At 70.8% G+C, this 22,841-nt stretch carries 23 protein-coding genes and 1 pseudogene; 8 read left to right on the top strand and 16 right to left on the bottom strand.

The features are described 5' to 3' along the window. The 12 genes and pseudogenes from F6X51_RS22915 to F6X51_RS22970 all read right to left on the bottom strand — a co-directional run. Positions 1-161, bottom strand: a pseudogene (locus tag F6X51_RS22915) (peptide ABC transporter ATP-binding protein); the annotation flags it as partial. Between the two features lie 17 nt (positions 162-178). Beyond that, positions 179-1,015, bottom strand: coding sequence for an amino acid ABC transporter permease (locus tag F6X51_RS22920; protein WP_246696967.1), 837 nt, complete (start codon positions 1,013-1,015; stop codon positions 179-181). Between the two features lie 44 nt (positions 1,016-1,059). Beyond that, the gene (locus F6X51_RS22925) at positions 1,060-1,806 is read right to left on the bottom strand and encodes an amino acid ABC transporter permease (RefSeq protein WP_150966000.1); all 747 of its coding nucleotides are present in this window, start codon (positions 1,804-1,806) and stop codon (positions 1,060-1,062) included. A gap of 102 nt (positions 1,807-1,908) precedes the next feature. Beyond that, complete coding sequence (locus tag F6X51_RS22930) at positions 1,909-2,739, bottom strand: transporter substrate-binding domain-containing protein (protein WP_150966001.1); 831 nt, start codon at positions 2,737-2,739, stop codon at positions 1,909-1,911. A gap of 221 nt (positions 2,740-2,960) precedes the next feature. Then, on the bottom strand, positions 2,961-3,266 hold the full coding sequence (locus F6X51_RS29080) for an FAD-dependent oxidoreductase (RefSeq protein WP_407658666.1): 306 nt from the start codon (positions 3,264-3,266) through the stop codon (positions 2,961-2,963). A 134-nt stretch (positions 3,267-3,400) separates the two neighbouring features. Continuing rightward, positions 3,401-3,562 (bottom strand): hypothetical protein, encoded by a 162-nt coding sequence (locus F6X51_RS22940; RefSeq protein ID WP_246696968.1) that lies wholly within the window; start codon positions 3,560-3,562, stop codon positions 3,401-3,403. 73 nt (positions 3,563-3,635) lie between these two features. Further along, positions 3,636-3,992 (bottom strand): gamma-butyrobetaine hydroxylase-like domain-containing protein, encoded by a 357-nt coding sequence (locus F6X51_RS22945; RefSeq protein ID WP_150966002.1) that lies wholly within the window; start codon positions 3,990-3,992, stop codon positions 3,636-3,638. A gap of 1,433 nt (positions 3,993-5,425) precedes the next feature. Next, the gene (locus F6X51_RS22950; RefSeq protein WP_150966003.1) at positions 5,426-6,373 is read right to left on the bottom strand and encodes a 2-hydroxyacid dehydrogenase; all 948 of its coding nucleotides are present in this window, start codon (positions 6,371-6,373) and stop codon (positions 5,426-5,428) included. Between the two features lies 1 nt (position 6,374). Further along, positions 6,375-7,664, bottom strand: coding sequence for an NAD(P)/FAD-dependent oxidoreductase (locus F6X51_RS22955; protein ID WP_150966004.1), 1,290 nt, complete (start codon positions 7,662-7,664; stop codon positions 6,375-6,377). A 47-nt stretch (positions 7,665-7,711) separates the two neighbouring features. After that, positions 7,712-8,443: an amino acid ABC transporter ATP-binding protein gene (locus tag F6X51_RS22960; RefSeq protein ID WP_150966005.1), complete on the bottom strand. Its 732-nt coding sequence runs from the start codon at positions 8,441-8,443 to the stop codon at positions 7,712-7,714. Then, positions 8,440-9,093, bottom strand: coding sequence for an amino acid ABC transporter permease (locus F6X51_RS22965; protein ID WP_150966006.1), 654 nt, complete (start codon positions 9,091-9,093; stop codon positions 8,440-8,442). Before F6X51_RS22965 ends, F6X51_RS22960 begins: the two co-directional genes overlap by 4 nt. 32 nt (positions 9,094-9,125) lie before the next feature. Next, entirely contained in the window at positions 9,126-9,893 is a 768-nt protein-coding gene (locus tag F6X51_RS22970) for an ABC transporter substrate-binding protein (protein WP_150966007.1), read from the bottom strand. A 225-nt stretch (positions 9,894-10,118) separates the two neighbouring features. On the opposite strand from F6X51_RS22970, the gene F6X51_RS22975 reads away from it, so the two are divergent. From F6X51_RS22975 to F6X51_RS22985, 3 genes are all read left to right on the top strand, one after another. After that, positions 10,119-10,727 (top strand): cupin domain-containing protein, encoded by a 609-nt coding sequence (locus F6X51_RS22975; RefSeq protein WP_150966008.1) that lies wholly within the window; start codon positions 10,119-10,121, stop codon positions 10,725-10,727. 165 nt (positions 10,728-10,892) lie between these two features. Next, complete coding sequence (locus F6X51_RS22980) at positions 10,893-11,084, top strand: hypothetical protein (RefSeq protein ID WP_150966009.1); 192 nt, start codon at positions 10,893-10,895, stop codon at positions 11,082-11,084. Between the two features lie 95 nt (positions 11,085-11,179). Then, complete coding sequence (locus tag F6X51_RS22985) at positions 11,180-11,398, top strand: hypothetical protein (RefSeq protein WP_150966010.1); 219 nt, start codon at positions 11,180-11,182, stop codon at positions 11,396-11,398. Positions 11,399-11,426: 28 nt separating this feature from the next. On the opposite strand, the gene F6X51_RS22990 is transcribed toward F6X51_RS22985, so the two are convergent. The 4 genes from F6X51_RS22990 to F6X51_RS23005 form a co-directional block, all read right to left on the bottom strand. Further along, complete coding sequence (locus F6X51_RS22990; protein ID WP_150966011.1) at positions 11,427-12,269, bottom strand: EamA family transporter; 843 nt, start codon at positions 12,267-12,269, stop codon at positions 11,427-11,429. Then, the gene (locus F6X51_RS22995; RefSeq protein ID WP_150966012.1) at positions 12,266-14,734 is read right to left on the bottom strand and encodes a GcvT family protein; all 2,469 of its coding nucleotides are present in this window, start codon (positions 14,732-14,734) and stop codon (positions 12,266-12,268) included. The genes F6X51_RS22990 and F6X51_RS22995 overlap by 4 nt, the downstream gene beginning before the upstream one ends. Before the next feature lie 77 nt (positions 14,735-14,811). Beyond that, positions 14,812-15,612 carry a DeoR/GlpR family DNA-binding transcription regulator gene (locus F6X51_RS28935; RefSeq protein WP_281407656.1) on the bottom strand — a complete coding sequence of 267 codons (801 nt, stop codon included), beginning with the start codon at positions 15,610-15,612 and terminating at the stop codon, positions 14,812-14,814. A 77-nt stretch (positions 15,613-15,689) separates the two neighbouring features. Further along, positions 15,690-16,565, bottom strand: coding sequence for a LysR substrate-binding domain-containing protein (locus tag F6X51_RS23005; protein ID WP_150966014.1), 876 nt, complete (start codon positions 16,563-16,565; stop codon positions 15,690-15,692). A 112-nt stretch (positions 16,566-16,677) separates the two neighbouring features. Between F6X51_RS23005 and F6X51_RS23010 the strand changes: the two genes are divergently transcribed. The 5 genes from F6X51_RS23010 (at position 16,678) to F6X51_RS23030 (ending at position 22,827) form a co-directional block, all read left to right on the top strand. After that, a complete protein-coding gene (locus F6X51_RS23010; protein WP_150966015.1) occupies positions 16,678-17,790 on the top strand; it encodes a 2-aminoethylphosphonate--pyruvate transaminase in 1,113 nt (370 codons plus the stop codon). 25 nt (positions 17,791-17,815) lie between these two features. Next, positions 17,816-18,643, top strand: coding sequence for a phosphonoacetaldehyde hydrolase (phnX, locus tag F6X51_RS23015; protein ID WP_150966016.1), 828 nt, complete (start codon positions 17,816-17,818; stop codon positions 18,641-18,643). Between the two features lie 240 nt (positions 18,644-18,883). Further along, complete coding sequence (locus tag F6X51_RS23020) at positions 18,884-19,903, top strand: putative 2-aminoethylphosphonate ABC transporter substrate-binding protein (RefSeq protein ID WP_150966017.1); 1,020 nt, start codon at positions 18,884-18,886, stop codon at positions 19,901-19,903. Between the two features lie 78 nt (positions 19,904-19,981). After that, a complete protein-coding gene (locus tag F6X51_RS23025) occupies positions 19,982-21,082 on the top strand; it encodes a putative 2-aminoethylphosphonate ABC transporter ATP-binding protein (protein ID WP_150966018.1) in 1,101 nt (366 codons plus the stop codon). 8 nt (positions 21,083-21,090) lie between these two features. Continuing rightward, on the top strand, positions 21,091-22,827 hold the full coding sequence (locus tag F6X51_RS23030) for a putative 2-aminoethylphosphonate ABC transporter permease subunit (RefSeq protein WP_246696969.1): 1,737 nt from the start codon (positions 21,091-21,093) through the stop codon (positions 22,825-22,827). Positions 22,828-22,841 lie beyond the last annotated feature (14 nt).

A 22,841-nucleotide genomic window follows, 5' to 3' on the forward strand; every position in this document is an offset into this window, starting at 1 on the left:
TTGCCCGAGCCGGACGGCCCGATGATGCAGATCACCTCGCCCTTTTTGACGTCGAGGCTGATGCCCTTGAGGACCTCGACGGTCCCGAAGGATTTGTGGACGTCGATGAGCTGGACGATCGGCGGATCGGGGGTCCAATCGGGACGCGGGGTGCCGGTCATGGTCAGGAATGATGCTCTCAGCGGATCTGGAAACGCCGCTCCATGCGGGCGGTCCAGCGGTCGATCGGGTAGCAGTAGAGGAAGAAGCAGAGCAGGGCGAAGCCGTAGAGGGGCGCGAACAATTCGGGCCGCCCGCCCTCGGCCGCGTGAACCTGGGCCGTCAGCGTCAGCATCTCCGAGACACCGACGATCGAGGCCTGCACGGTCGCCATCGCCACGAGGGCGTAGATGTTCATCCAGGGCGGCAGCATCCGCTTCACGCATTGCGGCAGGATGATCCGCCACAGGATCTGGCGGCGGGTGAAGGCGAGGGACTCGGCCGCCTCCCACTGGGTCGTCGGGACCGAGCGGACCGCGCCGCGCACGACCTCGGCGACGTTGGCCATCACCGGCAGGGAGAACCCGAACGTCGCCTTGACCCAGTCCGGCAGCGGGATGCGGATGCCGAGCACGGTCAGCTGGAACGGCACCAGGAACATCACGAAGAACAGCAGCACCAGCCAGGGCGCGTTGCGGAAGAACTGCGTCACCCCCCAGGCGACCCGGCGCAGGATCGGCTGCTCGGACAGCATCGCGATGCCGAGCCCCACGCCCGCGACCGTGCCGATCAGCATGGCGAGGAGCGAGATCGCGATGTTGAAGGCGAAGCCCGTGAGGAGGAGCGGCGCCCATTTGACGATGACCGCGAGCGGCGAGAGCATCGCCGCGCCGGCCTGCGCCCAGGCCGAGGAGGCGACGAGCGCGGCGCAGATGCCGAGGAGGAGCCCGTGACGGGCGCGCAGGCGCGGCGCGAAGCGCGTGGGCGTCACCCGGAACGGATGCAGGACCGGGAGAACGTGCCGTGCCTCGGGCACTTCGCCCCACCCTTCCGGACGGTCGCTGATCGATCGCTTCTCCCTCATCGGCCGTAGCCCGGGATGTGCAGGGCCCGCTCCCAGCGATGCATGATCCAGACGAGCACGCCGACCAGGATGCCGTAGGTGGCGAGCAGCACGCACATCATCTCGAAGACGTTCTGCGATTCCGACCAGATCTGCTTGACCGCGTAGAGGGTCTCCGGGACCGCGATGGCGTAGGCCAGCGTGGTGGTCTTCAGGAGGTTGATGAGGTTGTTGTTCAGGGCCGGCAGGCAGATGCGCAGGGCGAGCGGCAGGATGACGAAGAGGTAGGCCTTGAGCCGCGTGTAGCCCAGGGCCTCGGCGGCCTCGACCGTGGTCTTCGGCACGGCCTCGATGCCGGAGCGGAAGATCTCGATGTTGAAGGCGCCGGCGAAGAGCGACAGCGAGATGATCGCCCACTGGACGTTGTTGAGGATCGGCTCGCGCAGGCCGGAGGCGCTCTGCGCCGCGGGCAGCAGGGTGCCGAGGCCGAAATAGAAGAAGAAGATCTGCACCAGCGGCGGCGTGTTGCGGAAGGTCACCACGTAGCCGTTGATCAGCCCGCGCAGGATCCGCGAGGGGCCGCCTTGCAGCAGCGCTCCGACCGCGCCGATGACGAGGCTGACCAGGATGGTGCTGATGCCGAGGTAGAGCGTGGTCTTCAGGCCGTTGAGATAGCGCTGGAAATCGTAGGAATCGTAGAAGACCGTGAAGTTGAGGCCCGTCGTCTCGTAGAGACGCTGGAACCAGTCCGGTATGACATCCATCGCGCAACTCGCGGCGGCCGGGGTTCAGCCCCCCGGCTCAGGTTGACGGTTCCGTCCCGGGCGGTCCGGCGCGAGGCCGTGCCGCCCGGGCGGGGCTCGGCCTCAGTTGGTGGCGTTCTTGTACTTCTCGTGCATCGCCTTCGAGTACTCGGTCGGCTCGATGCCCCACTTCTTCTCCGACGCGACGACGAGGCCGGTCTTCATCCAGTCCTTGGTCGTGGTCTCGAGGAGTGCCTGCAGGGTTGCGTTGCCGGGCGCCACCGCCATGATCCACGGCGCCTCGAGGACGCCCTTGAGCGGCATCGCGTAGTCCGTCTTCCACTCGTCGTCGAGCAGGCGGCCCTGGATGAAGGTCTGATCGTAGAGGTAGCCGACGCAGTTGCCCTGCTTCATCGCGAAGAGCGGCTTCTCCGACCCGTCGAAAGCCACGATCTCCGCCCCGTAGGTACGGGCGATGTCCTTGTTGTACCACGCGCCCGAGGTGGCGCAGACGGGCTTGCCCTTCAGCTCGGCCCAATCCTTGATGCCCGACTTCTTGGGCAGGAGCACGTTGACGAAGTCGGAGTAATATTGCGGGTCGATCGCCTGGACGACCTTGCGCCGCTCCGGCTTGTCGGAGACGGTCGCGATCAGCATGTCGACCTTGCCCTGCTGCAGGAACTCGATCCGGTTCGAGGAGACCACGGGCACGAGGTCCAGCTTGACGCCGAGGCGCTTGGCGACGTCGACCGCGAGATCCGGCTCGATGCCGATGATGTTGCCGCTCGGGTCGCGGAAACCGAAGGGCTTGTAATCGGCCTTCACGCCGACGACGAGCGTACCCCGTTTTTTGATCGCGTCGACGCCGTCGGCGGCGGACGCCGCCCCGAGCGCCAAGCCGAGTCCGAACAGGGCGGTGGTCGCGTGGATCAGGGCACGAGTCGTCTTACGCATGGGATCACGCCTTTCTGGAAGGATTCGGGGCCGGAACGTCGCGACGTCGACCCTGAGGATCGACCCTCATCGCGCGGAGCGCAACGTCTCACTGTATCCCGGCCCGGCGGTGCAGACCGCTTGTATACAAGCAAGCTGCAGGCCAGGGGCCCGTGGCCGGTCCGGGATGCCTACAGGAAGTGGCCGAGGCCGAAGGGCGCGAGGTCGATCGGGCTGCGCGCCTACGCGAGGAGCCCGGCCACGGCCTCGCCGATGCCGGCGGAGTGCTTGAAGCCGTGGCCGGAGCAGGCGGAGACGACGTGGACCCGGTCCTGCTCCGGGTGTCGGTCGGTAAGGAAGCCGCGATCGGGGGTCACGATGTAGAGGCAGGCCGCGGCCTGGGCGACCTCCGGCGCATCCACGCGCTCAAGCCCGTCCTGTGCTGCCGCGAGGGTGTTCCGACCGAGGATCGGACGCGCGGCGACCGCCTCGATGCCGCCGCCGATGCGGAACGGCTCGCCCGCCGGCATCGGGGTGCGGGCGTCCATGCGGCGGTTCAGTGCGGGTCGGCGGCCTCGCCGAGGGCGGCAACAGCCTCCTTGCGCAGGTTGCTGGCGTCGGAGCCGTCCTTCTCGAACTTGACCCCGAGCTTGTCGAGGTACTGGATCATCGGGAACGGGCTCTACGCGCAGGCCAGCGCGGCCTTCTGGTCGACGATGCCGTCATCGGCGACCGTGATCTCCGTCACGTACTGCTCCGGGGTGGCGTAGCCCGACCCGGTGCCGCCGCCGATCACCAGGATGTCGGCCTCGATGATCTCGGTCTTGGGTTCGGTGGCGCTCATGCCAGGCTGTCTCGCTTCCAGGACGCGGCCATGGGCCTCGCGCCGTCCAGGCGGAAATCGTAGGATCAATGGATCAGGCGGCGTCGGCGTCCGGCGCCTCGCGGGTGAGATCGCGCAGGTAGACCCAGGGAAAAATCCCGCGGACATGGCCGTCCGAGAATGTGATATGGGCGGCGTAGGTCCCCATCGGCTCAATGTGCTTGACCGCCACCGCCTTGAATTCCAAGGGAAAATGTCCTTGCACCCGATCACGGGTGCACCAGGCACAGCGGCAGTGCAGGCGTAGCGTCTCGGCCGCGAGAACGGCCGTCGCGCCGTCGCGCCAGGTCAGGCGCAGGCTGGCACCGGCGCGGGCCAGCACAACCTCGTCCGGCGTCGCCGTGGGGTCGAAAGGAGGTTGGGCCGGAAGCCTCGTCACGCCGCTCGCCATCCGCTGATCCTCTCGAGAACGCGGGTATTGGAGCGGATGAGCCTGCCCTTCGACAGCAATTAGTTGCCCGAGGGCCGATGCCGTCTCCCTAGCGGCAGCTCAGAGCATGCGGCTTCGCCACGAGGCTTCCGTCAGGGCCGACAGGGATGGTGCTCGCCGACCGCGACCGCGGGCCGGTCCGGTTCTCGCAGCCATCCGACGCAACGTCGGCGAGTCTCTGCCTAACCGTGGCGCGACCGGGACTCGCCAAGCTCACGACGTCGAGGGACGTCACCGACTGGCCCATATTGTAGCTCGCGGTCTCCAAAAGGACTTCGCCGAGTCCATCCCCGTCGCGGTCGACCGTACCGGCCACGCGTTGGTAGCCGGGCTGCGTCGCGAGCGCGTAAATTCCCGCAGCTTCGCCTCTCTCGAGGGCGACCAACACCTGCGGCGTGTCGGGGAACGGATCGGCGGCGACTGGCCCGGAGCGCGCCAGAAGGTACAGGTCCTGCTTGCGCCCTGCCGCCGAAAACGCGCCGCTGGCACTTCCAAGGATCACGGAACGCTCGCCGAGCGATTTGGCGAGGGGCGGATCTCAGCTCGCAACGGCCCGCCCGAGCGCGGCGCGAACCGCCGCCGGATCAGTGATCGACCGGGGGGCGGGGTCCTGCCGGCAATCCAGGATCTGCCAAGGCTCCGCGCGCACGGACGTCGTCACGGCGACGAAGGCAGCCAGGGCGAGACGTTGGGAAGAAACGGCCGTCATCGGTAGGTCCTCTGCGAAGGTTCGCCGCCGTGTCCGGTCCGGCGCCGGGTCCAAGGCGAGGCGCGAAGCGACAGGGGTCGCAATCCGCGCGACGAGTTCATGATGGACCCGGCCACGACTGCTCCGCGCTGTGGCGGCAGGGCTCCAGGGCCGCTCAGCGAAGCTCCGCCCGAAACGGGTGGCGCCTAGGGCGTCTCTGCAAACCTAAGTCGGGCACACGAAATCTGCGAGTTCACCCCCTTCGGCGCTCGGCAGACCGGGCGAAGCCACTGTCAAGTACACTCGAAAACAGCAGGAAGCTGACGCGCTCGCACGAATGGGGCAGTTTGCAGATACGGCCTAATCCGGGATGATGGAGCAGACCGGCTCAATGTCCTTGCCCACGACGCGGACGCCGCCCACGACCGCCTCTCCGACGCCGATGGCGAGATCAACCGCCTGTCCGGCGGTGTCGAGCACCGTCGCGAAATCGCTCCAGCTGCCGGATTCCTTGGCTCTGGCGGCACCTTCCTCGGTCGCTTACTGCACGGCGGCCTCGTCGGCGGCACTCGCCTCGGCGGTCTCAGGTTTCATCGAGCGCTCCCTTCCCGGGTAGTCCTTCGACACTCAGGTGGATGCGTCATCCTGGCATTATCAAGGCTGCCTCGCCGTCGAACGCGGCGGAGGAGCCTTCGTCCGAGCCGCTTCAATAGCCGCTCATGCGGTCCACCGTGTCGGGGAGTTCGCCGTTCCGGCGATAGCGGCGAACATTGCCGGCGACGATTGCCGCCGCCGACCGTCGGTCCGTCGGCGCTGAGATATGGGGCAGCACCGTCACCTTCGGATGGTCCCATTCAGGGGCGTCCGGCGGTAGGGGCTCAATGTCGAACACGTCCAGAACCGCATGCGCGAGGTGGCCGGAATTGAGCGCCGCGATCAGGTCTGTCTTCACGACGATCGGCCCCCTGGCGAAATTGATCAGGGCCGCGCCGGATTTCATCGCCGCCAGCCGTGCGGCATCCAGGAGACCCCGCGTTTCCGCCGTCAACGGCAGGAGGCAGACCACGATGTCACTGCGTGCAAGGAGCCGCGACAGCCCGTCCGCGCCGGTGAATGCCTCGATACCGGCCACGGGCTGCCCCGACCGACTCCAGCCCGCGACCGCGAAGCCGGCCCGGATCAGGCGCTCGGCGGCGGTTGCACCGAGCGCGCCGAGGCCGAGAAGCCCGACCTGAACCTGTGATGGCGGACGATAGGGCAATGCCTGCCAGATCCGTCCACGCTGCTGTCGCGCGTAGTCCGGCATGCCGCGGTGCAGATAGTAGGTCCAGGCGAGCACGGCCTCTGCCATGACACGGGACAGTTCCAGATCGATCAGGCGCACGATCGGCGGAGCACCCGCCCCCAATTCGCCGACGAGCCGCTCGACACCGGCCCACAAGCTCTGCACCCAGGCAAGATTCGGCAGCGCCGCCACATCCGCGGGATCGGGATTGGCCACGATCGCGATATCGGCACGACCGCGCTGCTCCGCGGTCAAGGTCCGGAACGGCAGGATCGTCTCGTCGGGCATGGCGGCGGCGAGCACCGCCTGCCACTCCTCCTCGGAAGCGGCATCCCCGCGGGTGACCAGGGGGATCGGGCTCGTCGTCATCTCAGCGCACGCCACCATCGTTCAGGCGGTACCACGCGATCACGGCCGAGACGTAGATTCGATGGAGCGCGTGGAGCGGAAGCCGAGCGACCGGCGACGGAGCAACGGGCAGCGCGTCGGCGTTGCCGGTGGCGACATATTCGGCGATCGCGCGACCCATCGTGGATTGCAGGCCGACACCTCGCCCCTGGCACCCGATATCGATGAGGAGGCCGGGCTCCGGTTCGTGCAGATGCGGCAGGAAATCGCGGGTGATGGCAACCCGGCCGCACCAGCGGTAATCGAAGCCGATCTTGCCGAGTTGGGGGAAGAGCTTGCCGACGATCCGCTCGAGATGGGCCCAATCCTCAGACCCGCGCGGCTCGCGGAATGGGCCGCGTCCGCCGAGCAGCAGGCGGCCGGTATGGTCGAGGCGGAAGTACAGAAGGAGCTTGCGCGTGTCGGAGGAAACGTGTCCCTCCGGCAGGATCGAGCGGCGCAGATTGTCAGACAGGGGCGCCGTCGCGACCTGGAAGGAATTCGCCGCGATGATGCTCTGGGCGAGGTCCGGCCAGAGCGCATCGGTGTAGCCGTTGGTGCAGAGGATCACCCGCTCGGCCACGATCTCCGCGCCCTGCGCGGTCGTCACCCGCCAGCCGTCGCGGCCGCGATTGAGGCCGGTGACGGGGGTGCAGCCATGGATGGCGGCACCGGCGGCCTGGGCGGCGCGCGCCAGACCACGGGCGTAGCTCAGGGGTTGGACGGCGCCCCCACGCCCATCGAGCCATCCGCCAAGGTACCGGTCTGTGCCGAGGAGCCGGTCCGTCTCCGCCTTGTCGAGGGCGCGTGCCGGAGCCCCGAGACGGGCCCATTGCTCCGCGCGCCGCCCGACCTCGTCGACGCCGGCCTGCGTGTGCGCGCCCTGGATCCAACCGTTGCGGCGGTGGGGCACGTCGAGGCCGTGCTTCTCGATCAGGCCGAATACGGTGTCGGCGGTGCTGCCGGCGAAGTGGGCGAGGCGCTCGCCGCGCTCCTGCCCGAACTTGGCGACGAGGTCGTCGGGATCGAACTTGAGGCCGGGGATGACCTGCCCGCCATTCCGCCCCGAGGCGCCGAAGCCGACCTCCTGCGCCTCCAGAACGGTCGCCCGGATGCCGCGCTCCGCGAGGTGCAGGGCCGTCGACAGGCCGCAATAGCCCGCGCCGATGACGACGACGTCAGCCCGACCGGAGGCTTCGAGGGGTGGCGTCTCCGGGGCTGGCACCGCCGTTGCGGCCCAGAGCGATGGGTCGAGAGGAAAGGGTTTCGCCACGCGTCAGCTCGCCTGTGTGCCCCGGGCTCGGTCGCCCTCGGGCCGGTCTAGAGAGGGTTCAGCACCCGGCGCAGGAAGTCCTGGGTGCGCGGGTGCGTCGGCCGGCTGAGGAGTTCGGCTGCCGGGCCCTGCTCCACCAGGATGCCGCCGTCGAGGAAGAGGACGCGGTCGGCCACCTCGCGGGCGAAGCCCATCTCGTGGGTGACGACGAGCATCGTCATGCCCTCCTCCGCGAGGCCGCGCATGACGCGCAACACGTCGCCGACGAGCTCGGGATCGAGGGCGGAGGTCGGCTCGTCAAACAGGATCGCGTCCGGCCGCATGGCGAGCGCCCGCGCGATCGCGACGCGCTGCTGCTGGCCGCCGGACAACTCGCGCGGATAGGCATCCTCCTTCCCGGTAAGGCCGACTTTGGCCAGGAGGGTGCGGGCGCGGGCTTGGGCTTCGGCGCGGGATTCGCGCTTCACGTGGATCGGGCCCTCGACGATGTTCTCCAGCGCCGTGCGGTTCGCGAACAGGTTGAATCGCTGGAACACCATCGAGACCCGGGTGCGGATCTCCCGGATGCTGCGGGCGTGGCGGTCGACGCGGGTGCCGGAAACCCGGATTTCCCCGCCATCGTAAGCCTCTAGCCCGTTGACGCAGCGCAGCAGCGTCGACTTTCCGGAGCCCGACGGCCCGATGATGCAGACGACCTCGCCCTTGGCGACCTCCGCCGAGACGCCCTTGATCACCTCGAGGGACCCGTAGTGCTTGTGCACATCCGTGAGACAAATCATGAACGATCCGTCCGTTTCTCGAGGTGGCGCACGAGCAGGATCAGCGGCAGGCTGAGGGCGAGGTACATCAGCGCCACGAGGCTGAACACGCTGGTGTTCTTGAAGGTCGAGGAGGCGATGAGCTTGCCCTGCAGCGCCAGCTCCGCGACCGTGATGGTCGAGGCCTGCGAGGAATCCTTGAGCATCATGATCATCAGGTTGCCGTAGGGCGGCAGGGCGATGCGCACCGCCTGCGGCAGCACCACCCGCCGCATGGTGAGCCACCAGCCCATCCCGATGGCCTGTGCCGCCTCGATCTGCCCCCGGTCCACCGCCTCGATCCCGGCCCGGAAGTTCTCGGCCTGGTAGGCCGAGTAGGCGATGCCGAGGCCGATGATGCCCGCCTGCACGGCGGTGAGCGACAGGCCGAATTCCGGCATCACGAAGTAGATGTAGAACAGCTGCACGATGATCGGGATGCCGCGCAGGATGTTGACCATCACCACGCTGAAGCCCGACAGGAGCCGGATGCCCGAGACCCGGAGCATCGCCCAGAACAGTCCCAGCACCGTCGAGACCGCGAGCGACGCGACGGTGATCAGGACCGTGAGCTGCACGCCCTGGAACAGGATCGGCAGGAACTCGCGTGCGTCGGTCAGGAACTCGCTCATCCCGCGGCCTCTCGCTCAGGGTCCGGGCCGGCTCACGACGGGTCGGCGGAGGGCTGCAGGCCCCACTTGTCGAGGATCGCCTTGAGGCCGCCGTCCTGCTTGAGCTTGGCGATGGCCGCGTTGATGCGCTGCAGGAGGTCGCCCTCCCCCTTGCGCAGGGCCACCCCGACGGAGGCGGTCACCCGGGGCTTGAAGCCCTCGACCATGCGCACGCCCTGGAAGGTCCCCTGCTTGACGTAGTAGGCGAGGATCGGGCTGTCGGCGAAGCCGGCCTTGAGGCGCCCGGAATTCACGTCGCGGATGATGTCGGGGATCGTGTCGTAGATCTTCACCTCGGCGAAGAGGCCGGACTTCCTCAGCGGCTCGACGAAGGCGGTGCCGACCTGCGCGCCGACGGTCTCGCCCTTGAGGTCCTCGAAGGAGGTGTAGGCCTTGCCGTCGGCCTTCGGGACGATCAGGCCCTCGCCGTAGCTGTAGACCGGCTCGGAGAAGTCGACGACCTCCTTGCGCTGGGGCGTGATGAACATCGCCGCCGAGATCAGGTCGATCTTCCGGGCCGTCAGGGCCGGGATCAGGGTCGAGAATTGCAGCGGCTCCACCGCCGGCACGAACCCGGCCTCCTTGCCGACCGCCCCGATGAGGTCGACCATGACGCCCTGGATGCTGTTCGTCTTGGTGTCGAGGAAGGTGAAGGGAAGCCCGGTCGGGGTGGCGCCGACCCGGAGCGTCGGCTCGGCCTGCGCGGGCGCGGCGACCAGGACCGCCAGGGCCAGGCCGGCGGCGCGAACGAGATACCTCATCTCTCCATCCTCCTGCGGCGGGAACGCCGCCACGGCTCGATCGGCACTTTCATGTACGTGAAGATTACGGCATAACCGGCGACACTAAGCAAGCTGATTTCACGTGCATGAAAGCGCGTTTCAGCCGCAAGCGGTTTCGGCCCGGGCAGTTCGGCTTGGGCCCTGCGGCTTGGGCAGTTCGGCTTGGGCGGTTCGGTATGGACAGTTCGGGATGGGCAGTTCGGCATGGGCAGAACGAGCGGTCAGGTCCTGTCATCGGGCGAAGCCGTCGATGTGGCCGTCGGCCAGCGCCTCAGGGCCCTGCGGCTGGCCCGCGGATTGTCCCTCGAGAAGGTCGCGGCGAGCACCGGCGTCTCGATCGGCTTCCTCAGCCAGGTGGAGCGGGGGCTGTCCTCCCCCTCCCTGCGCATGCTCGCCCTCCTGGCCGACACGCTGCAGACGGGGCTGGCGGGCCTGTTCGGGGGGGAGACGCAGGGGCCCGACGACGCGATCGTCACCCGCGAGCAGGACAGGCCGAACCTCTGGCTCTGGCGGGCCGGGATCACCAAGCAATTGCTGACGCCGAGCGGCACGGCCGGCGGGCTCAGCCTGTTCCGCACCGTCCTCGAGCCGCGGGCGAGCACGGGGGACGACCCGTTCAGCCACGACGGCGAGGAGGCGGGCCTCGTGCTCGAGGGAGACCTCGTGCTCACCGTCGAGAGCCGGACCCTGCGGCTCGTGGCGGGCGACAGCTTCCGCTTCGCGAGCCGCCGGCCGCACCATTTCGCGAACCCCTCGGCGACGGAGCGCACCATCGTGCTCTGGGTCAACGCGATCCCGGCCAACGGCGCCTGAGCCCACCGCGCCGGCCCCCTGCCCCAGCCCCTCGCCCCAGCCCCTCGCCCCAGCCCCTCGCCCCAGCCCCTCGCCCCAGCCCCTCGCCCTTGCCCCCGATCGGGACGTCGGGTCCGGCACCGCTCTTGCGGCCCGGCCCCCATGACACGCGGCAAGGCGACGGGAATGTCTCGAAATCCGACGATCGGCCGGTTCGGCCAGATCGGGCAGGTCGGCCAAGTCAGCCAAGTCGGCCAGATCGGACGAGCCGGCCGGGTCGACGTGGTGGCGGTCCGCCTCGTCCTGGCGATGGCCGGCATCGTGTCGGCGACCGGGCTCGCGGGACTCGTCTATCTCGGCCTGCATTGGGCCGGCTGAGCCGCGCCCGAGGGCGCGATCGCTGGAATTGACGCCTCTCGTTAGTTGATCGCTAACCGCAATCGCAGATCCTCGCGTGTAGCGAGGGTTCGGCGATGCTCGGTGTATTGCGTCAGGTGTGGCGGGCCGTGAAGGCGACGCTCGCGATCGGGGCGCTCGTGGGCGCAGCCCTCTACTCGGCCGACCTCGCCGACCGCCGCGGCGTCAACCCGTTCGCCCTGCCGGTGGCCGACCCGGAGACCACGGGCTCGATCGGCCCGAAGGTCGCCCCGAAGCCGCTGCAGCGTCCGAGCTGGCTCGGCATCCGGGGCTGAGGGCCCGGGCTTCCGTTCAGGCCGGGGCTCAGGCGAGCCGCATCGTGGCGACGCCGGCGACGACGAGCAGGGCCGCGGCGGCTCGGGTCGCCAGAAGCGGCTCCTTGAGGATCGTCACCGAGATCAGGACCGCGAAGAGCACGCTGGTCTCGCGGGTGGCGGCGACGAGGGGGATCGGCGCCACCGTCATCGCCCAGATGGCGATCCAGTAGGAGCCGAGGGACAGGAGCCCGCCGATCAGGCCCGGCACCAGCACCCGCCCCATCGCGTCGAGGGCCGCCCGGCCCCGGCGCCAGAGCACGAACAGGAACAGCGGCACCCCGTCCACCACGAACAGGGCGGCGGAATAGGCGTGCGGGTCCTCGGCCACCCGCGCGCCGATCCCGTCCACCAGGGTGTAGCCGCAGATCATCACGGCGGTGAGGCCCGCATAGGCCAGGGCCTGGGGCCGGAGCGGCGCGGCGCGGCCGCGGCCGAGGGCGATCAGCCCGACGCCGCCGCAGAGCAGCGCGATGCCGAGCCCGGCGAGCGGCGCCACCGCCTCGCGCAGCACCACCACCGAGACCAGCGTCGTCAGGAGCGGCGCGCTGCCCCGGGCGATCGGGTAGACCTGGCCCATGTCGGCGCGCCGGTAGGCCTCGGTCAGCGCGACGTAGTAGCCGAGATGCAGCAGGATCGAGCCGATCAGCCAGGGCCAGGATTCGAGCCGCGGCAGGCCGAGCCAGGCGAGCGCCGGCAGGGCGATCACGCCGGCCGCCGCGGTGATCAGCGCCATGGTCAGGATCGGCTCGAGGCGCAGCTTCACCATGGCGTTCCAGCCCGCATGCATGCAGGCGCCGGCGAGCACCGCCGTGAAGACCAGGGGGCTCATGCGGCGTCGTCCCTCCGGTCCCTTCGGTCCCTCAGGTCCGCCCGGGCGTCGTCCGGCGTCAGCCCGAGCCGGGCCGGGAAGCGGCGCCCGGCGATCTCGATCTCGAACCGCCCGGCATCGAGGGCGGCCCGGTCGATCGCGGCCCCGCCCGTGGCGATCCGGCCGAGGCCGACGAGGCCGCCATGGGCCGCGCTCAGCGCCGCGGAGGTGACCTCGCCGACCGGGCCGCCATCGGCCAGGATCAGCTCGCCGCCCCAGGCCATCACGTCGCCGGGCAGGTCGGCGAAGAGCGCGACGAGGCGGTGGGCCGGCGCGGCTTGGCGCGCGGCGAGGAGTGCCTCCCGGCCCGCGAAGGCCGGCTTGTCGAAGCACAGGACGTGGCCGAGGCCGGCCTCGAAGGGCGTCACGTCGGGGCCGAGGTCGCGGCCCCAGGCGGAATGGCCCATCTCGATCCGCAGGGCGTCGACCGCGTAGGCGCCGACGTCGCGCAGGCCGAAGGGGGCGCCCGCCGCGACCAGCGTGTCGTAGAGTCCGGCGCCGAACTCGGTCGGCGCGTAGAGCTCGAACCCGTCGCCGCCGACGAAGCTGCGGCGCACCGCCCGGAGGGTGGCGTAGCCGACATCGACCTCGCGCACCCCCTCCTGCGGGATCGCGGCGACGTCCTGGCGGCTGACGCGGGCCAGAAGCTCCGCGGCGCGCGGGCCGACGAGCGCCAGCACCGCGTAGGCGGACGTCACGTCGGTGACGACGGCGCAGGCCTCGGCCGGGATGCGGCCGCGCAGGAGATGCGCGTCGCGGGTCGTCTGGCCGGAGCCGGTCACCACCAGGTAGGCGTCGGTCTCGAGGCGCGCCACGGTGACCTCGCTCTCGAAGCCGCCGCGCGCGTTCAGGATCGGGGTGTAGCGGCTCTCGCCGACCGCGATGGCCATGTCGGCCGCGCAGATCTCCTGGAGCGCCGCGCCGGCGTCGCGCCCCTGGACCAGGAGCTTGGTCAGGCTCGTCATGTCGGCGAGGCCGACGCCCTCGCGGACCGCGCGCTGCTCGGTGGCAACGGCCTCCGTCCAGGCGCCGCGGCCGAAGGTGTAGGCCGGGCCGGCTTCCGCGAGCCCCGCATCGAAGACATTCGCCCGCTCCCAGCCCATCTTCGAGCCGAACACGGCGCCCCTGGCCGCGAGCCTGTCGTAGAGCGGGGAGCGCCGCAGCGGCCGGGCCGAGACCAGCTCCCGGTTCGGCCAGGGCATGGCGTAGTGCAGGCCCAGCGTCTCCTTGACCCGGTCATGCAGCCAGGTCGGGTTGGCGTTGAACCGGGCGAAGCGCCGGATGTCCACGGCCCAGAGGTCGTCGGTCGGCTCGCCCGCCACGAGCCACTCGGCGAGCGCCCGCCCGGCCCCGCCCCCGAGGGCGATCCCCGCCGAGTTGAAGCCCGCCGCGACGTAGACGCCCGCGCAATCCGGCGCGGGACCGAGCAGGCAGTTGTTGTCCGGGGTGAAGCTCTCCGGCCCGTTGAGGAACAGCTTGACCTGCGCGGTCTCCAGGGCGGGCACGCGCCGGATCGCGTTCTCCATCAGGATCTCGAACTGGTCCCAGTCGTCCGGCAGGAGCTGGAACTCGAAGTTCTCGGGGATGCCGTCCATGCCCCAGGGCTTGGCCTGCGGCTCGAACCCGCCCATCACGAGGCCGCCGACCTCCTCCTTGAAGTAGATGTAGCCGTCGGGGTCGCGCATCACCGGCAGGTCCGGCGTCACGCCCGGGATGGCGTCGGTGACGATGTACATGTGCTCGGCCGCGTGCAGCGGAACCGCGACGCCGCAGAGCGCGCCGACCTGGCGCGACCATTGCCCGGCCGCGATCACCAGGGTCTCGCAGGCGATGCGGCCCTGGTCGGTGACGACCGCCCGGACCCGGCCGCCGGCGGTCTCGATCGCCCGCACCCCGGTGCGCTCAAGGATGCGGGCGCCGCCGAGCCGGGCCCCGCGGGCGAGGGCCGCCGTCACGTCGGAGGGGTTCGCCTTGCCGTCCCCCGGCAGCCAGACCGCGCCCAGGAGGTCGTCGTGCCGCATCGGGGCCCAGCGCCGCCCGGCCTCGGCCGCGTCGAGCATCTCGATCTCCACCCCCTGCGCCCGGGCGCTGGCGACGTTGCGGGCCAGGACCGTCATGCGCTCGGGGGTGCGGGCGACGGTGAGCGAGCCGCAGCGCTTCCAGCCGGTGGCGAGCCCGGTCTCGGCCTCGAGCCGCTCGTAGAGCCCGGTCGAGTAGCGGATCATCCGGGTCAGGCTCGCCTGCTGGCGCAACTGCCCGACGAGGCCGGCGGCGTGCCAGGTCGTCCCGCCCGACAGGCGCCCCTGCTCCAGGAGGACGACGTCGCGGTGGCCGAGGCCGACGAGGTGGTAGGCGATCGAGGTCCCGACGATGCCGCCCCCGATGATCACCGTGCGGGCCTGCGTCGGACATGCGCTCGCGGTCATCGGCGGCCTCCCCTGCGGAGATGTGGCTTTAGTCGAGTGCCTGGCCTAAATGCAACAAAAAACCACAAAACATCACATCAGCGGGCGATCAAAACCTCGATGCCGCGCTCGGCGAGCGCGGCGGCCATGGGCGGCGGCGGGGCCGCGTCGACGATCAGGCCGGTGCCGCGCGGGATCGGCTGGAGCCGGATCGGGGTGAGCCGGTCGAACTTGGTGCGGTCGGCCACGATGTAGGCGCGCTCGGCCGAGGCCAGCATGCGGGCGCGCAGGTCCGAGGGGATCAGCGCGAAGTCGGTGACCTCGCCCGCGGCCGAGATGCCGCCCGCGCCCACGAAGGCGATGTCGGCCCGGAACCGGGACAGGGCCGCGAGCGCCTCGGTGCCGAAGGCGGCCTCGTCGCCGACGCTCACCTCGCCCCCGAGGATGTGGACCCGGATGCCCGGCACCCGGCAGAGGCAGAGCCCGACCGGCAGGCTGTTGGTGCAGATCGTGAGCCCGGTCCAGGCGGGCTTGTCGCGGGGGCCGACCGGGGCGAGCCCGGCGAGCGCGTGCGCCAGGGCGAGGGTGGTCGCGCCGGAATCGAGGAGCACGACCATGCCGTCCTCGACGAGGCGGGCGCCGGCCCGGCCGATCGCGGCCTTGCCCTCGGGGTTGTCGCCCTGCCGGTCGGCCAGCGCCGGCTCGTCGGCGCGCCGGGTCGCGCCCCCGTGCACGATGGCGAGGTGCCCGCGGCCGGCGAGCGCCTTGAGGTCGCGCCGGACGGTCTCGCGGGAGACCGCGAAGCGCAGGGCCATCTCCTCGACGCTGACATGGCCGTCGGCGGAGAGCCGCCGCAGGATCTCGTCGTGCCGCCGGGCCGCGATGGGGCGGGGAGCCATGGAACGGGGGGCCATGGAACGGGGGGCGACGGGAGGGGGGGCGCCGGGAGGGGGGGCGCCGGCCCCGGGCATCCGGCTCATGCGGTCACCGGCGCCGCCGAGCGGGCGATGTCGAAGACGGCGCGGATCAGCCGCAGGTTGCGGCGGCGCGCCAGGCACGCGATGGCATGCCGGTTCACGAGGTCGGGGCCGCCGATCGGAACCGCCCGGATGCGGGCATCCTCGCCGCGCTCCAGGGAGGAGACGATCCCGATGCCGAGGCCGGAGGCGGCGGCCTCGATCACCGCCTCGCGGCTGTCGAGCTCCATCAGGATCGCGGGCGCCACGCCGCGGCGGCGGCAGGCCGCGTCGAAGGTCCGGCGGGTGACGGAGGTGGGCTCGCGCAGGACCATCGCGGCGCCCGCGAGGCGCGCGAGGTCGATCTCCTGCTCGCCCGCCAGCGCGTGGCCCCGCGGCAGCACCGCGCAGACCCGCGAGACCGCGATCTCCTCCACGTGCAGGTCGGGATGGGGCTGCACCTCGGTCACCACGCCGATGCTGGCGCGCTCGGCCAGCAGCGCCTCGCAGGTCTCCGCGGCGTTGCCGAGGATCAGGCTCACGGTGATGCCCGGGTGGCTCTCCCGCAGGCGGGCGAGCAGGGGCATGACGATGTGGGGGCCGTCCACCGCCATCTCGACGCGGCCGGTGACGAGGTCGCGGTTGGCGAGGAGCAGGTCCTCCGCCTGCTCGACGAGGCCGAAGAGCGGCCCGGTCAGCTCCGCGAGGGCGCGGCCCTCGGCGGTCAGCTCGACGCTGCGCGCCGTCCGGCGGAACAGCACGAGGTCGTAGCGCTCCTCCAGCGCCTTGATGTGCCCGGTCACCGCCGGCTGGCTGACGCAGAGCCGCCGCGCCGCCCGGGTGAAGCTGCCCTCCCGCGAGACGGCGTCGAAGGCGCGGAGCTGGAACAGGTTCATGGGTGCCCATCGGCGAGACTGATGGCAGGCATTACGACAAACGATTTGATCTGATGGATGCCCGGAACGCAAGATCCGCCCGACCCCGCGGACCGTCTCAGGCAGGACGACTATGACCCCTCCCCCCGTGCCGATCCTCCTGACGCCCGGGCCCCTCACCACCTCGGAGCGCACCCGCGCCGCGATGCTGACGGATTGGGGCTCCTGGGACGGCAGCTTCAACGCGCTCACGGCCCGCGTCTGCGACGCGCTCGTGGCGATCGCGAACGGCACGGGCAGCCATGCCTGCGTCCCGCTCCAGGGCAGCGGCACCTTCGCGGTCGAGGCCGCCATCGGCACCTTCGTGCCGCGGGCCGGCAAGGTCCTGGTCTGCGTCAACGGCGCCTACGGCAAGCGCCTCGCGCGGATCTGCGAGGCGCTCGGGCGCGACCACGCGGTGCACGAGACCGCCGACGACGTCCCGACGACGCCGGACGCCGTGGACCGCCTCCTCGCGGCGGACCCCGCGATCACCCATGTCGGGCTGATCCACTGCGAGACGAGCACCGGCATCCTCAACCCGCTCGCGGCGATCGCGGAGGTCGTGGCCCGCCACGGGCGCGGCCTGATCATCGACGCGATGAGCTCCTTCGGGGCGCTGCCGATCGACGCGCGCCGGATCCCCTTCGAGGCCCTGATCGCGGCCTCCGGCAAGTGCCTCGAGGGCGTGCCCGGCATGGGCTTCGTGATCGCCCGGACCGAGGCGCTCCTCGCCAGCGCCGGCAACAGCGCCTCCCTCGCCCTCGACCTGCGCGACCAGCACCTCTACATGCAGCGCACCGGCCAGTGGCGCTTCACCCCGCCGACCCACGTGGTCGCGGCCCTGCACGAGGCGCTCGTCCAGTACGACGAGGAGGGCGGCCTGCCCGCCCGCCACGCCCGCTACGCCGAGAACTGTGCGGTTCTGATCGCCGGCATGGCGCGGCTCGGGCTGCGCAGCTTCCTCCCCCCCGGGATCCAGGCCCCCATCATCGTCACCTTCCACGCCCCCCGGGACGGGCGCTACCGCTTCACCGAGTTCTACGAGGCGGTGCGCCGCAAGGGCTTCATCCTCTATCCCGGCAAGCTCACGGAGCTCGAGACCTTCCGGGTCGGCTGCATCGGCAGCGTCGGGCCGGCCGAGATGGAGCGCGCGGTCGCGGCGGTGGCCGAGACGTTCCGCGCGCTGAACATCGAGACCATCTGACCTCCAGAGATCCGGGACAACGCCCATGCCCTACGAGACCCCGCGCAAGCTGCAGGCCGCGATCCTGGACTGGGCCGGGACGGTCGTGGATTTCGGTTCCTTCGCGCCGACCCAGATCTTCGTCGAGGCCTTCGGCGAGTTCGGCGTCGCGGTCAGCCTCGCGGAGGCCCGCGGGCCCATGGGCATGGGCAAGTGGGACCATATCCGGACCCTGTGCGACGATCCGGCGATCGCCGCGCGCTACGCCGCGCAGTTCGGGCGCACTCCCACGGATTCGGACGTGACGGCGATCTACGAGCGCTTCATGCCCCTCCAGATCGAGAAGATCGCCGACCATTCCGCCCTGATCCCGGGGGCGCTCGAGGCCATCGGGGCCCTGCGCCGGAAGGGGATCAGGATCGGGTCCTGCTCCGGATATCCGGCCCGGGTGATGGAGCGCGTCGTCGCGCTGGCGCGCCAGAACGGCTACGTCGCCGACCACGTCGTGGCCACCGACGAGGTCCCGAACGGGCGCCCCTGGCCGGCCCAGGCGCTCGCCAACGTGATCGCGCTCGGGATCGACGACGTCGCCGCCTGCGTGAAGGTCGACGACACGGTGCCGGGCATCCTCGAGGGGCGGCGCGCCGGGATGTGGACGGTGGCGCTCACCTGCTCGGGCAACGCGCTGGGCCTCGGCTACGACGATTACCGGGCGCTGCCGGCGGACCGGCTCGACGCGGAGCGGACCCGCATCGCGGACTTGTTCGCGCCGTCCCGGCCCCACTTCCTGATCGACACGATCGCCGACCTGCCGGGCGTCGTGCAGGACATCGAGGGGCTCCTCGCCGCGGGCCGCATGCCGCAATCCTGCTGAGGCGCCCCTCCGCGCAGGGGCCGCCTCACGGCGCCAGGACCCGAACGGCCATCCCTGCCCAGCACGCCGTGCCGGGCAGCGCAGACCCATGTCGAAACAGGTCGTTCTCATCACGAAAGCTGCCCAATTACTAGACGTGGGCTGCGGAAACAAAGATCTTTCCGAGGAATGAATTTGTCGCTCTACTGTCATGCGGCCGGGCATATAGCACTATGACGGTACGACATCGGAGCCAGATTCATGAAAGCCCTCGGAGCCCTCGCGTTCGCCCTCGCCCTTCTTGGATCGGCGGCGCAGGCGGCCGATCGCACCAAGCTCACGATCTACACCGCCCTCGAGAATGACCAGCTCGGCCCCGTCAAGGTCAGCATCGAGCGGGCGGTGCCGGAGGTCGAGGTGGTCTGGGTCCGCGACTCGACCGGGGTGATCACGGCCCGCTTCCTCGCCGAGAAGGAGAACCCGCGCGCCGACCTGGTGATCGGCCTCGCGGCGTCGAGCCTGCTGATGTTCGAGAAGCTCGGGCTGCTCGCCGAGTACAGGCCGCAGGGGGCCGACGCCCTCAAGCCCGCCTTCCGCGACGCGACGGCGCCCTACACCTGGACCGGCATGGACGCCTATCTGGGCGTCGTCTGCTTCAACACCGCCGAGGCGACCCGCGACGGCATCAGGACGCCCGAGCGCTGGGCCGACCTGCTCGCCCCCGGCCTCAAGGGCAAGATCGTGATGCCGCATCCGGCCTCCTCGGGCACCGGCTACCTGATGGTCGCCGGCTGGCTGCAGAGCATGGGCGAGGAGAAGGGCTGGGCCTTCATGGACAAGCTCCACGAGAACATGGCCGCCTACCTGCACTCGGGCTCCGCGCCCTGCGTCCAGGCCGCCCGCGGCGAGCGGGTCGCCGGGCTGTCGCTCGACATGCGCGGCGCCTCCGAGAAGAGCAAGGGCGCGCCCCTGGAGGTCGTGGTCCCGGCGGACGGCACGGGCTGGGACGAGGAAGCCCTCGCGGTCGTCGCCTCGAGCAAGAACCCCGCGCTCGCCCGCAAGGTCGCCGATTGGGGGGCGAGCAAGGCCGCCAACGAGGTCTACGCCAAGAGCTACGCGATCGTCGCCTATCCGGGCGTGGCGAGCGCCCCGGCGAACTATCCGGCCCAGGCGGAGGCTGCCATGATCAAGAACGACCTCGGCTGGATGGCTGAGAACCGCGAGCGCATCCTGGCCGAATGGTCGCGCCGCTACGAGAGCAAGGCGGCCGCCAAGAAGTAGGCCGCCGAGAAGTAGGATCCGGGCGCGCCGGCTCGGCACCGTCCGGCGCGAGCGGGCGAGACACGGAGGATGAACGCCATGACGGATGCCGACGCGACGTCGCCGTTCCTCAGGGTCCGCGGGCTGTCGAAGCGCTACGGCAGCTTCCGGGCCCTCGAGGCGATCGACCTCGACGTCGCGCGCGGCGAGTTCGTCTGCTTCCTCGGTCCCTCGGGCTGCGGCAAGACCACCCTGCTGCGGATGATCGCCGGGCTCGACCGCCAGGACGAGGGCCGGATCGAGCTCGGCAGCGTCGACGTCTCGACGGCGCCGCCCGCCGATCGCGATTTCGGCATCGTCTTCCAGTCCTACGCGCTGTTCCCGAACCTGACGGTCGAGGCCAACATCGCCTACGGCCTCGTCAACCGGCGGACGCAGCGGGCGCGGGTCAAGGCGCGCGTGGCCGAGCTCCTCGCCCTGATCGGCCTGCCCGAGCAGGGCGACAAGTATCCGGGGCAGCTCTCGGGCGGGCAGCAGCAGCGCGTGGCGCTCGCCCGGGCGCTGGCGACCTCGCCCTCGCTCCTCCTCCTCGACGAGCCCCTCTCCGCCCTCGACGCGAAGGTGCGCACGCGCCTGCGCGAGGAGATCCGGCTCCTCCAGAAGCGGCTCGGCATCACCACCATCATGGTCACGCACGACCAGGAGGAGGCGCTCGCCATGGCCGACCGCGTCGTGGTGATGAACCGGGGCCGGATCGAGCAGGTCGGGACGCCGGAGGCGATCTACCGTGATCCCGCGAGCGCCTTCGTGGCCGACTTCATCGGGGCGATGACCTTCCTGGACGCCACCGTCGAGGGCGAGCACGCGCTGCGCGTCGGCGCGGTCGACCTCGTCTGCGAGGGCGGCCGCGGCTTCATCCCGGGCAGCCCGATCCGCCTCGGGCTCCGGCCGGAGGAGATCCGGGTCGGCAACGTGGCGCCGGGCGACGTCAACGCCCTCGAGGTGCGGGTGCGCAGCCTCGAGTTCCTGGGCTCGTTCTACCGGGCCCGGCTGGAGCCGAGCCGCGACCTCGGCGGCGGCCTCGTCGCGGACCTGTCGGCGAACCTGTCCGGCGATCTCGGTCTGGCGGAGGGCCAGTACCTCTACGTCTCCCTGCCGCCGAAGGCCCTGCGGGCCTTCCCGCAGACCTCCGCCGCGTGAGCGGCGCCGTGAGCGAGAGCCCGCGCATGGCCGAGGGCGCCCCCGCCATCCCGCTGCCGGCGGCCCTGCCCCGGGCCCTGCGGCGGATCCCCGAGAGCGCGGTCGCGACCCTGCTCATCGCCCTCCTGTGCGGGGTGCTGGTCCTGATCATCGCGCTGCCGCTCGGCGCGCTGCTGGTCAAGAGCCTGGAGGCCCCCTCGGGCGGGCTGGCCGGCCTCGACAATTTCCGCACCTACTTCGCCACGCCGACCCTCGTCGGGGCGCTCGTCAACAGCCTCACCATCGCGGGGCTCACCGTGGCGATCGTGGTGCCGCTCGCCTTCGGCTACGCCTACGCCCTCACCCGCACCGCGATGGCGGGCAAGGGCCTGCTCTTCGCCGCCGCCCTGCTGCCGATCTTCGCGCCCTCCCTGCTCTCGGGCATCGCCCTCACCTACATCCTGGGCAACCAGGGCATCCTGCGCGGGCTCCTGATGGGCCACTCGGTCTACGGGCCGATCGGCATCGTCGTCGCCGAATGCCTCTACGCCTTCCCGAACGCCCTCATCATCCTGGTCACCGCCCTGTCCCTGTCGGACGGGCGCCTCTACGAGGCCGCCGCCGCCATGGGCACGGGCCGGCTGCGCACCTTCGCCACCGTGACCCTGCCGGGCGCCCGCTACGGCCTCGTCAGCGCGGCCTTCGTGGTCTTCACCCTGGTGGTGACCGATTTCGGCATCCCGAAGGTGATCGGCGGCCAGTACTCGGTCCTGGCCACCGACGCCTACCGGCAGGTCGTCGGGCAGCAGAACTTCCCGATGGGGGCCGTCGTCGGCCTGCTGATGCTGGTGCCCGCCGTGATCGCCTTCGGGGTCGACCGGGTGATCCAGCGGCGCCAGACCTCGCTCCTGTCGGCGCGCTCCGTCCCCTACGAGCCGAAACCCCGGCCGGGGCGCGACCGGGCCTTCCTCGCCTACGCCCTCGCGGTCGCGGGGGTGATCGTGGCGACCTACGGCGTCGCGGTCTGGGCCTCCTTCATCCGCTACTGGCCCTACAACCTCGCCCTGACCCTCGACCATTACGACTTCGCCGGAGCCGACGCCGACGGCTGGTCGCCCTACTGGAACTCGCTGGCGATGGCGGCCTCGGTGGCCGGCATCGGCACGGCGGTGGTCTTCTGCGGCGCCTACCTCGTCGAGAAGCTCAAGACCTTCGCGGCGGGCCGGATGCTGGCGCAGTTCCTGGCGATGCTGCCGCTCGCGGTGCCGGGCCTCGTGCTCGGGCTCGGCTACGTGTTCTTCTTCAACGCGCCCTGGAACCCGCTCAACGTCCTGTACGGGACGCTGGCACTCCTGGCGATCAACACGCTGGCCCATTACTACACGGTGGCGCACGTCACCGCCTCGACCGCGCTCAAGCAGATCGACCCGGAATTCGAGGCGGTCTCGGCCTCGCTCAAGGTGCCGTTCTGGCGGACCTTCACCCGGGTGAGCCTGCCGATCTGCCTGCCGACCGTCCTGGAACTCGCCGTCTACCTGTTCGTCAACGCCATGACGACGGTCTCGGCGGTGATCTTCCTCTACGGCGCCGACACCAAGCTCGCCTCGATCGCGATCGTCCACATGGACGAGGCGGGCACCACCGCCTCGGCCGCCGCGATGGCGAGCGTGATCATGGCCACCGCCCTCGGGGCCCGGCTCCTGCTCGCCCTGGTCAACCGCGGCGCGGTGAGCCGGCTCCAGCGCTGGCGCCGCCGCGAGGCCTGAACCGGCAGCATCCG

Origin of the sequence: Methylobacterium planeticum (assembly GCF_008806345.1) — a bacterium.
In the GTDB taxonomy this organism is placed as follows: domain Bacteria; phylum Pseudomonadota; class Alphaproteobacteria; order Rhizobiales; family Beijerinckiaceae; genus Methylobacterium; species Methylobacterium planeticum.

Coding starts and splice junctions, on each gene's coding strand:
- F6X51_RS22925 (WP_150966000.1), bottom strand. CDS start 1,806: ATGGATGTCATACCGGACTGGTTCCAGCGTCTCTACGAGACGACGGGC.
- F6X51_RS22930 (WP_150966001.1), bottom strand. CDS start 2,739: ATGCGTAAGACGACTCGTGCCCTGATCCACGCGACCACCGCCCTGTTC.
- F6X51_RS29080 (WP_407658666.1), bottom strand. CDS start 3,266: ATGGACGCCCGCACCCCGATGCCGGCGGGCGAGCCGTTCCGCATCGGC.
- F6X51_RS22940 (WP_246696968.1), bottom strand. CDS start 3,562: ATGAGCGCCACCGAACCCAAGACCGAGATCATCGAGGCCGACATCCTG.
- F6X51_RS22945 (WP_150966002.1), bottom strand. CDS start 3,992: ATGGCGAGCGGCGTGACGAGGCTTCCGGCCCAACCTCCTTTCGACCCC.
- F6X51_RS22950 (WP_150966003.1), bottom strand. CDS start 6,373: ATGACGACGAGCCCGATCCCCCTGGTCACCCGCGGGGATGCCGCTTCC.
- F6X51_RS22960 (WP_150966005.1), bottom strand. CDS start 8,443: ATGATTTGTCTCACGGATGTGCACAAGCACTACGGGTCCCTCGAGGTG.
- F6X51_RS22965 (WP_150966006.1), bottom strand. CDS start 9,093: ATGAGCGAGTTCCTGACCGACGCACGCGAGTTCCTGCCGATCCTGTTC.
- F6X51_RS22970 (WP_150966007.1), bottom strand. CDS start 9,893: ATGAGGTATCTCGTTCGCGCCGCCGGCCTGGCCCTGGCGGTCCTGGTC.
- F6X51_RS22975 (WP_150966008.1), top strand. CDS start 10,119: ATGGGCAGAACGAGCGGTCAGGTCCTGTCATCGGGCGAAGCCGTCGAT.
- F6X51_RS22980 (WP_150966009.1), top strand. CDS start 10,893: ATGTCTCGAAATCCGACGATCGGCCGGTTCGGCCAGATCGGGCAGGTC.
- F6X51_RS22985 (WP_150966010.1), top strand. CDS start 11,180: ATGCTCGGTGTATTGCGTCAGGTGTGGCGGGCCGTGAAGGCGACGCTC.
- F6X51_RS22990 (WP_150966011.1), bottom strand. CDS start 12,269: ATGAGCCCCCTGGTCTTCACGGCGGTGCTCGCCGGCGCCTGCATGCAT.
- F6X51_RS22995 (WP_150966012.1), bottom strand. CDS start 14,734: ATGACCGCGAGCGCATGTCCGACGCAGGCCCGCACGGTGATCATCGGG.
- F6X51_RS28935 (WP_281407656.1), bottom strand. CDS start 15,612: ATGGCTCCCCGCCCCATCGCGGCCCGGCGGCACGACGAGATCCTGCGG.
- F6X51_RS23005 (WP_150966014.1), bottom strand. CDS start 16,565: ATGAACCTGTTCCAGCTCCGCGCCTTCGACGCCGTCTCGCGGGAGGGC.
- F6X51_RS23010 (WP_150966015.1), top strand. CDS start 16,678: ATGACCCCTCCCCCCGTGCCGATCCTCCTGACGCCCGGGCCCCTCACC.
- phnX (WP_150966016.1), top strand. CDS start 17,816: ATGCCCTACGAGACCCCGCGCAAGCTGCAGGCCGCGATCCTGGACTGG.
- F6X51_RS23020 (WP_150966017.1), top strand. CDS start 18,884: ATGAAAGCCCTCGGAGCCCTCGCGTTCGCCCTCGCCCTTCTTGGATCG.
- F6X51_RS23025 (WP_150966018.1), top strand. CDS start 19,982: ATGACGGATGCCGACGCGACGTCGCCGTTCCTCAGGGTCCGCGGGCTG.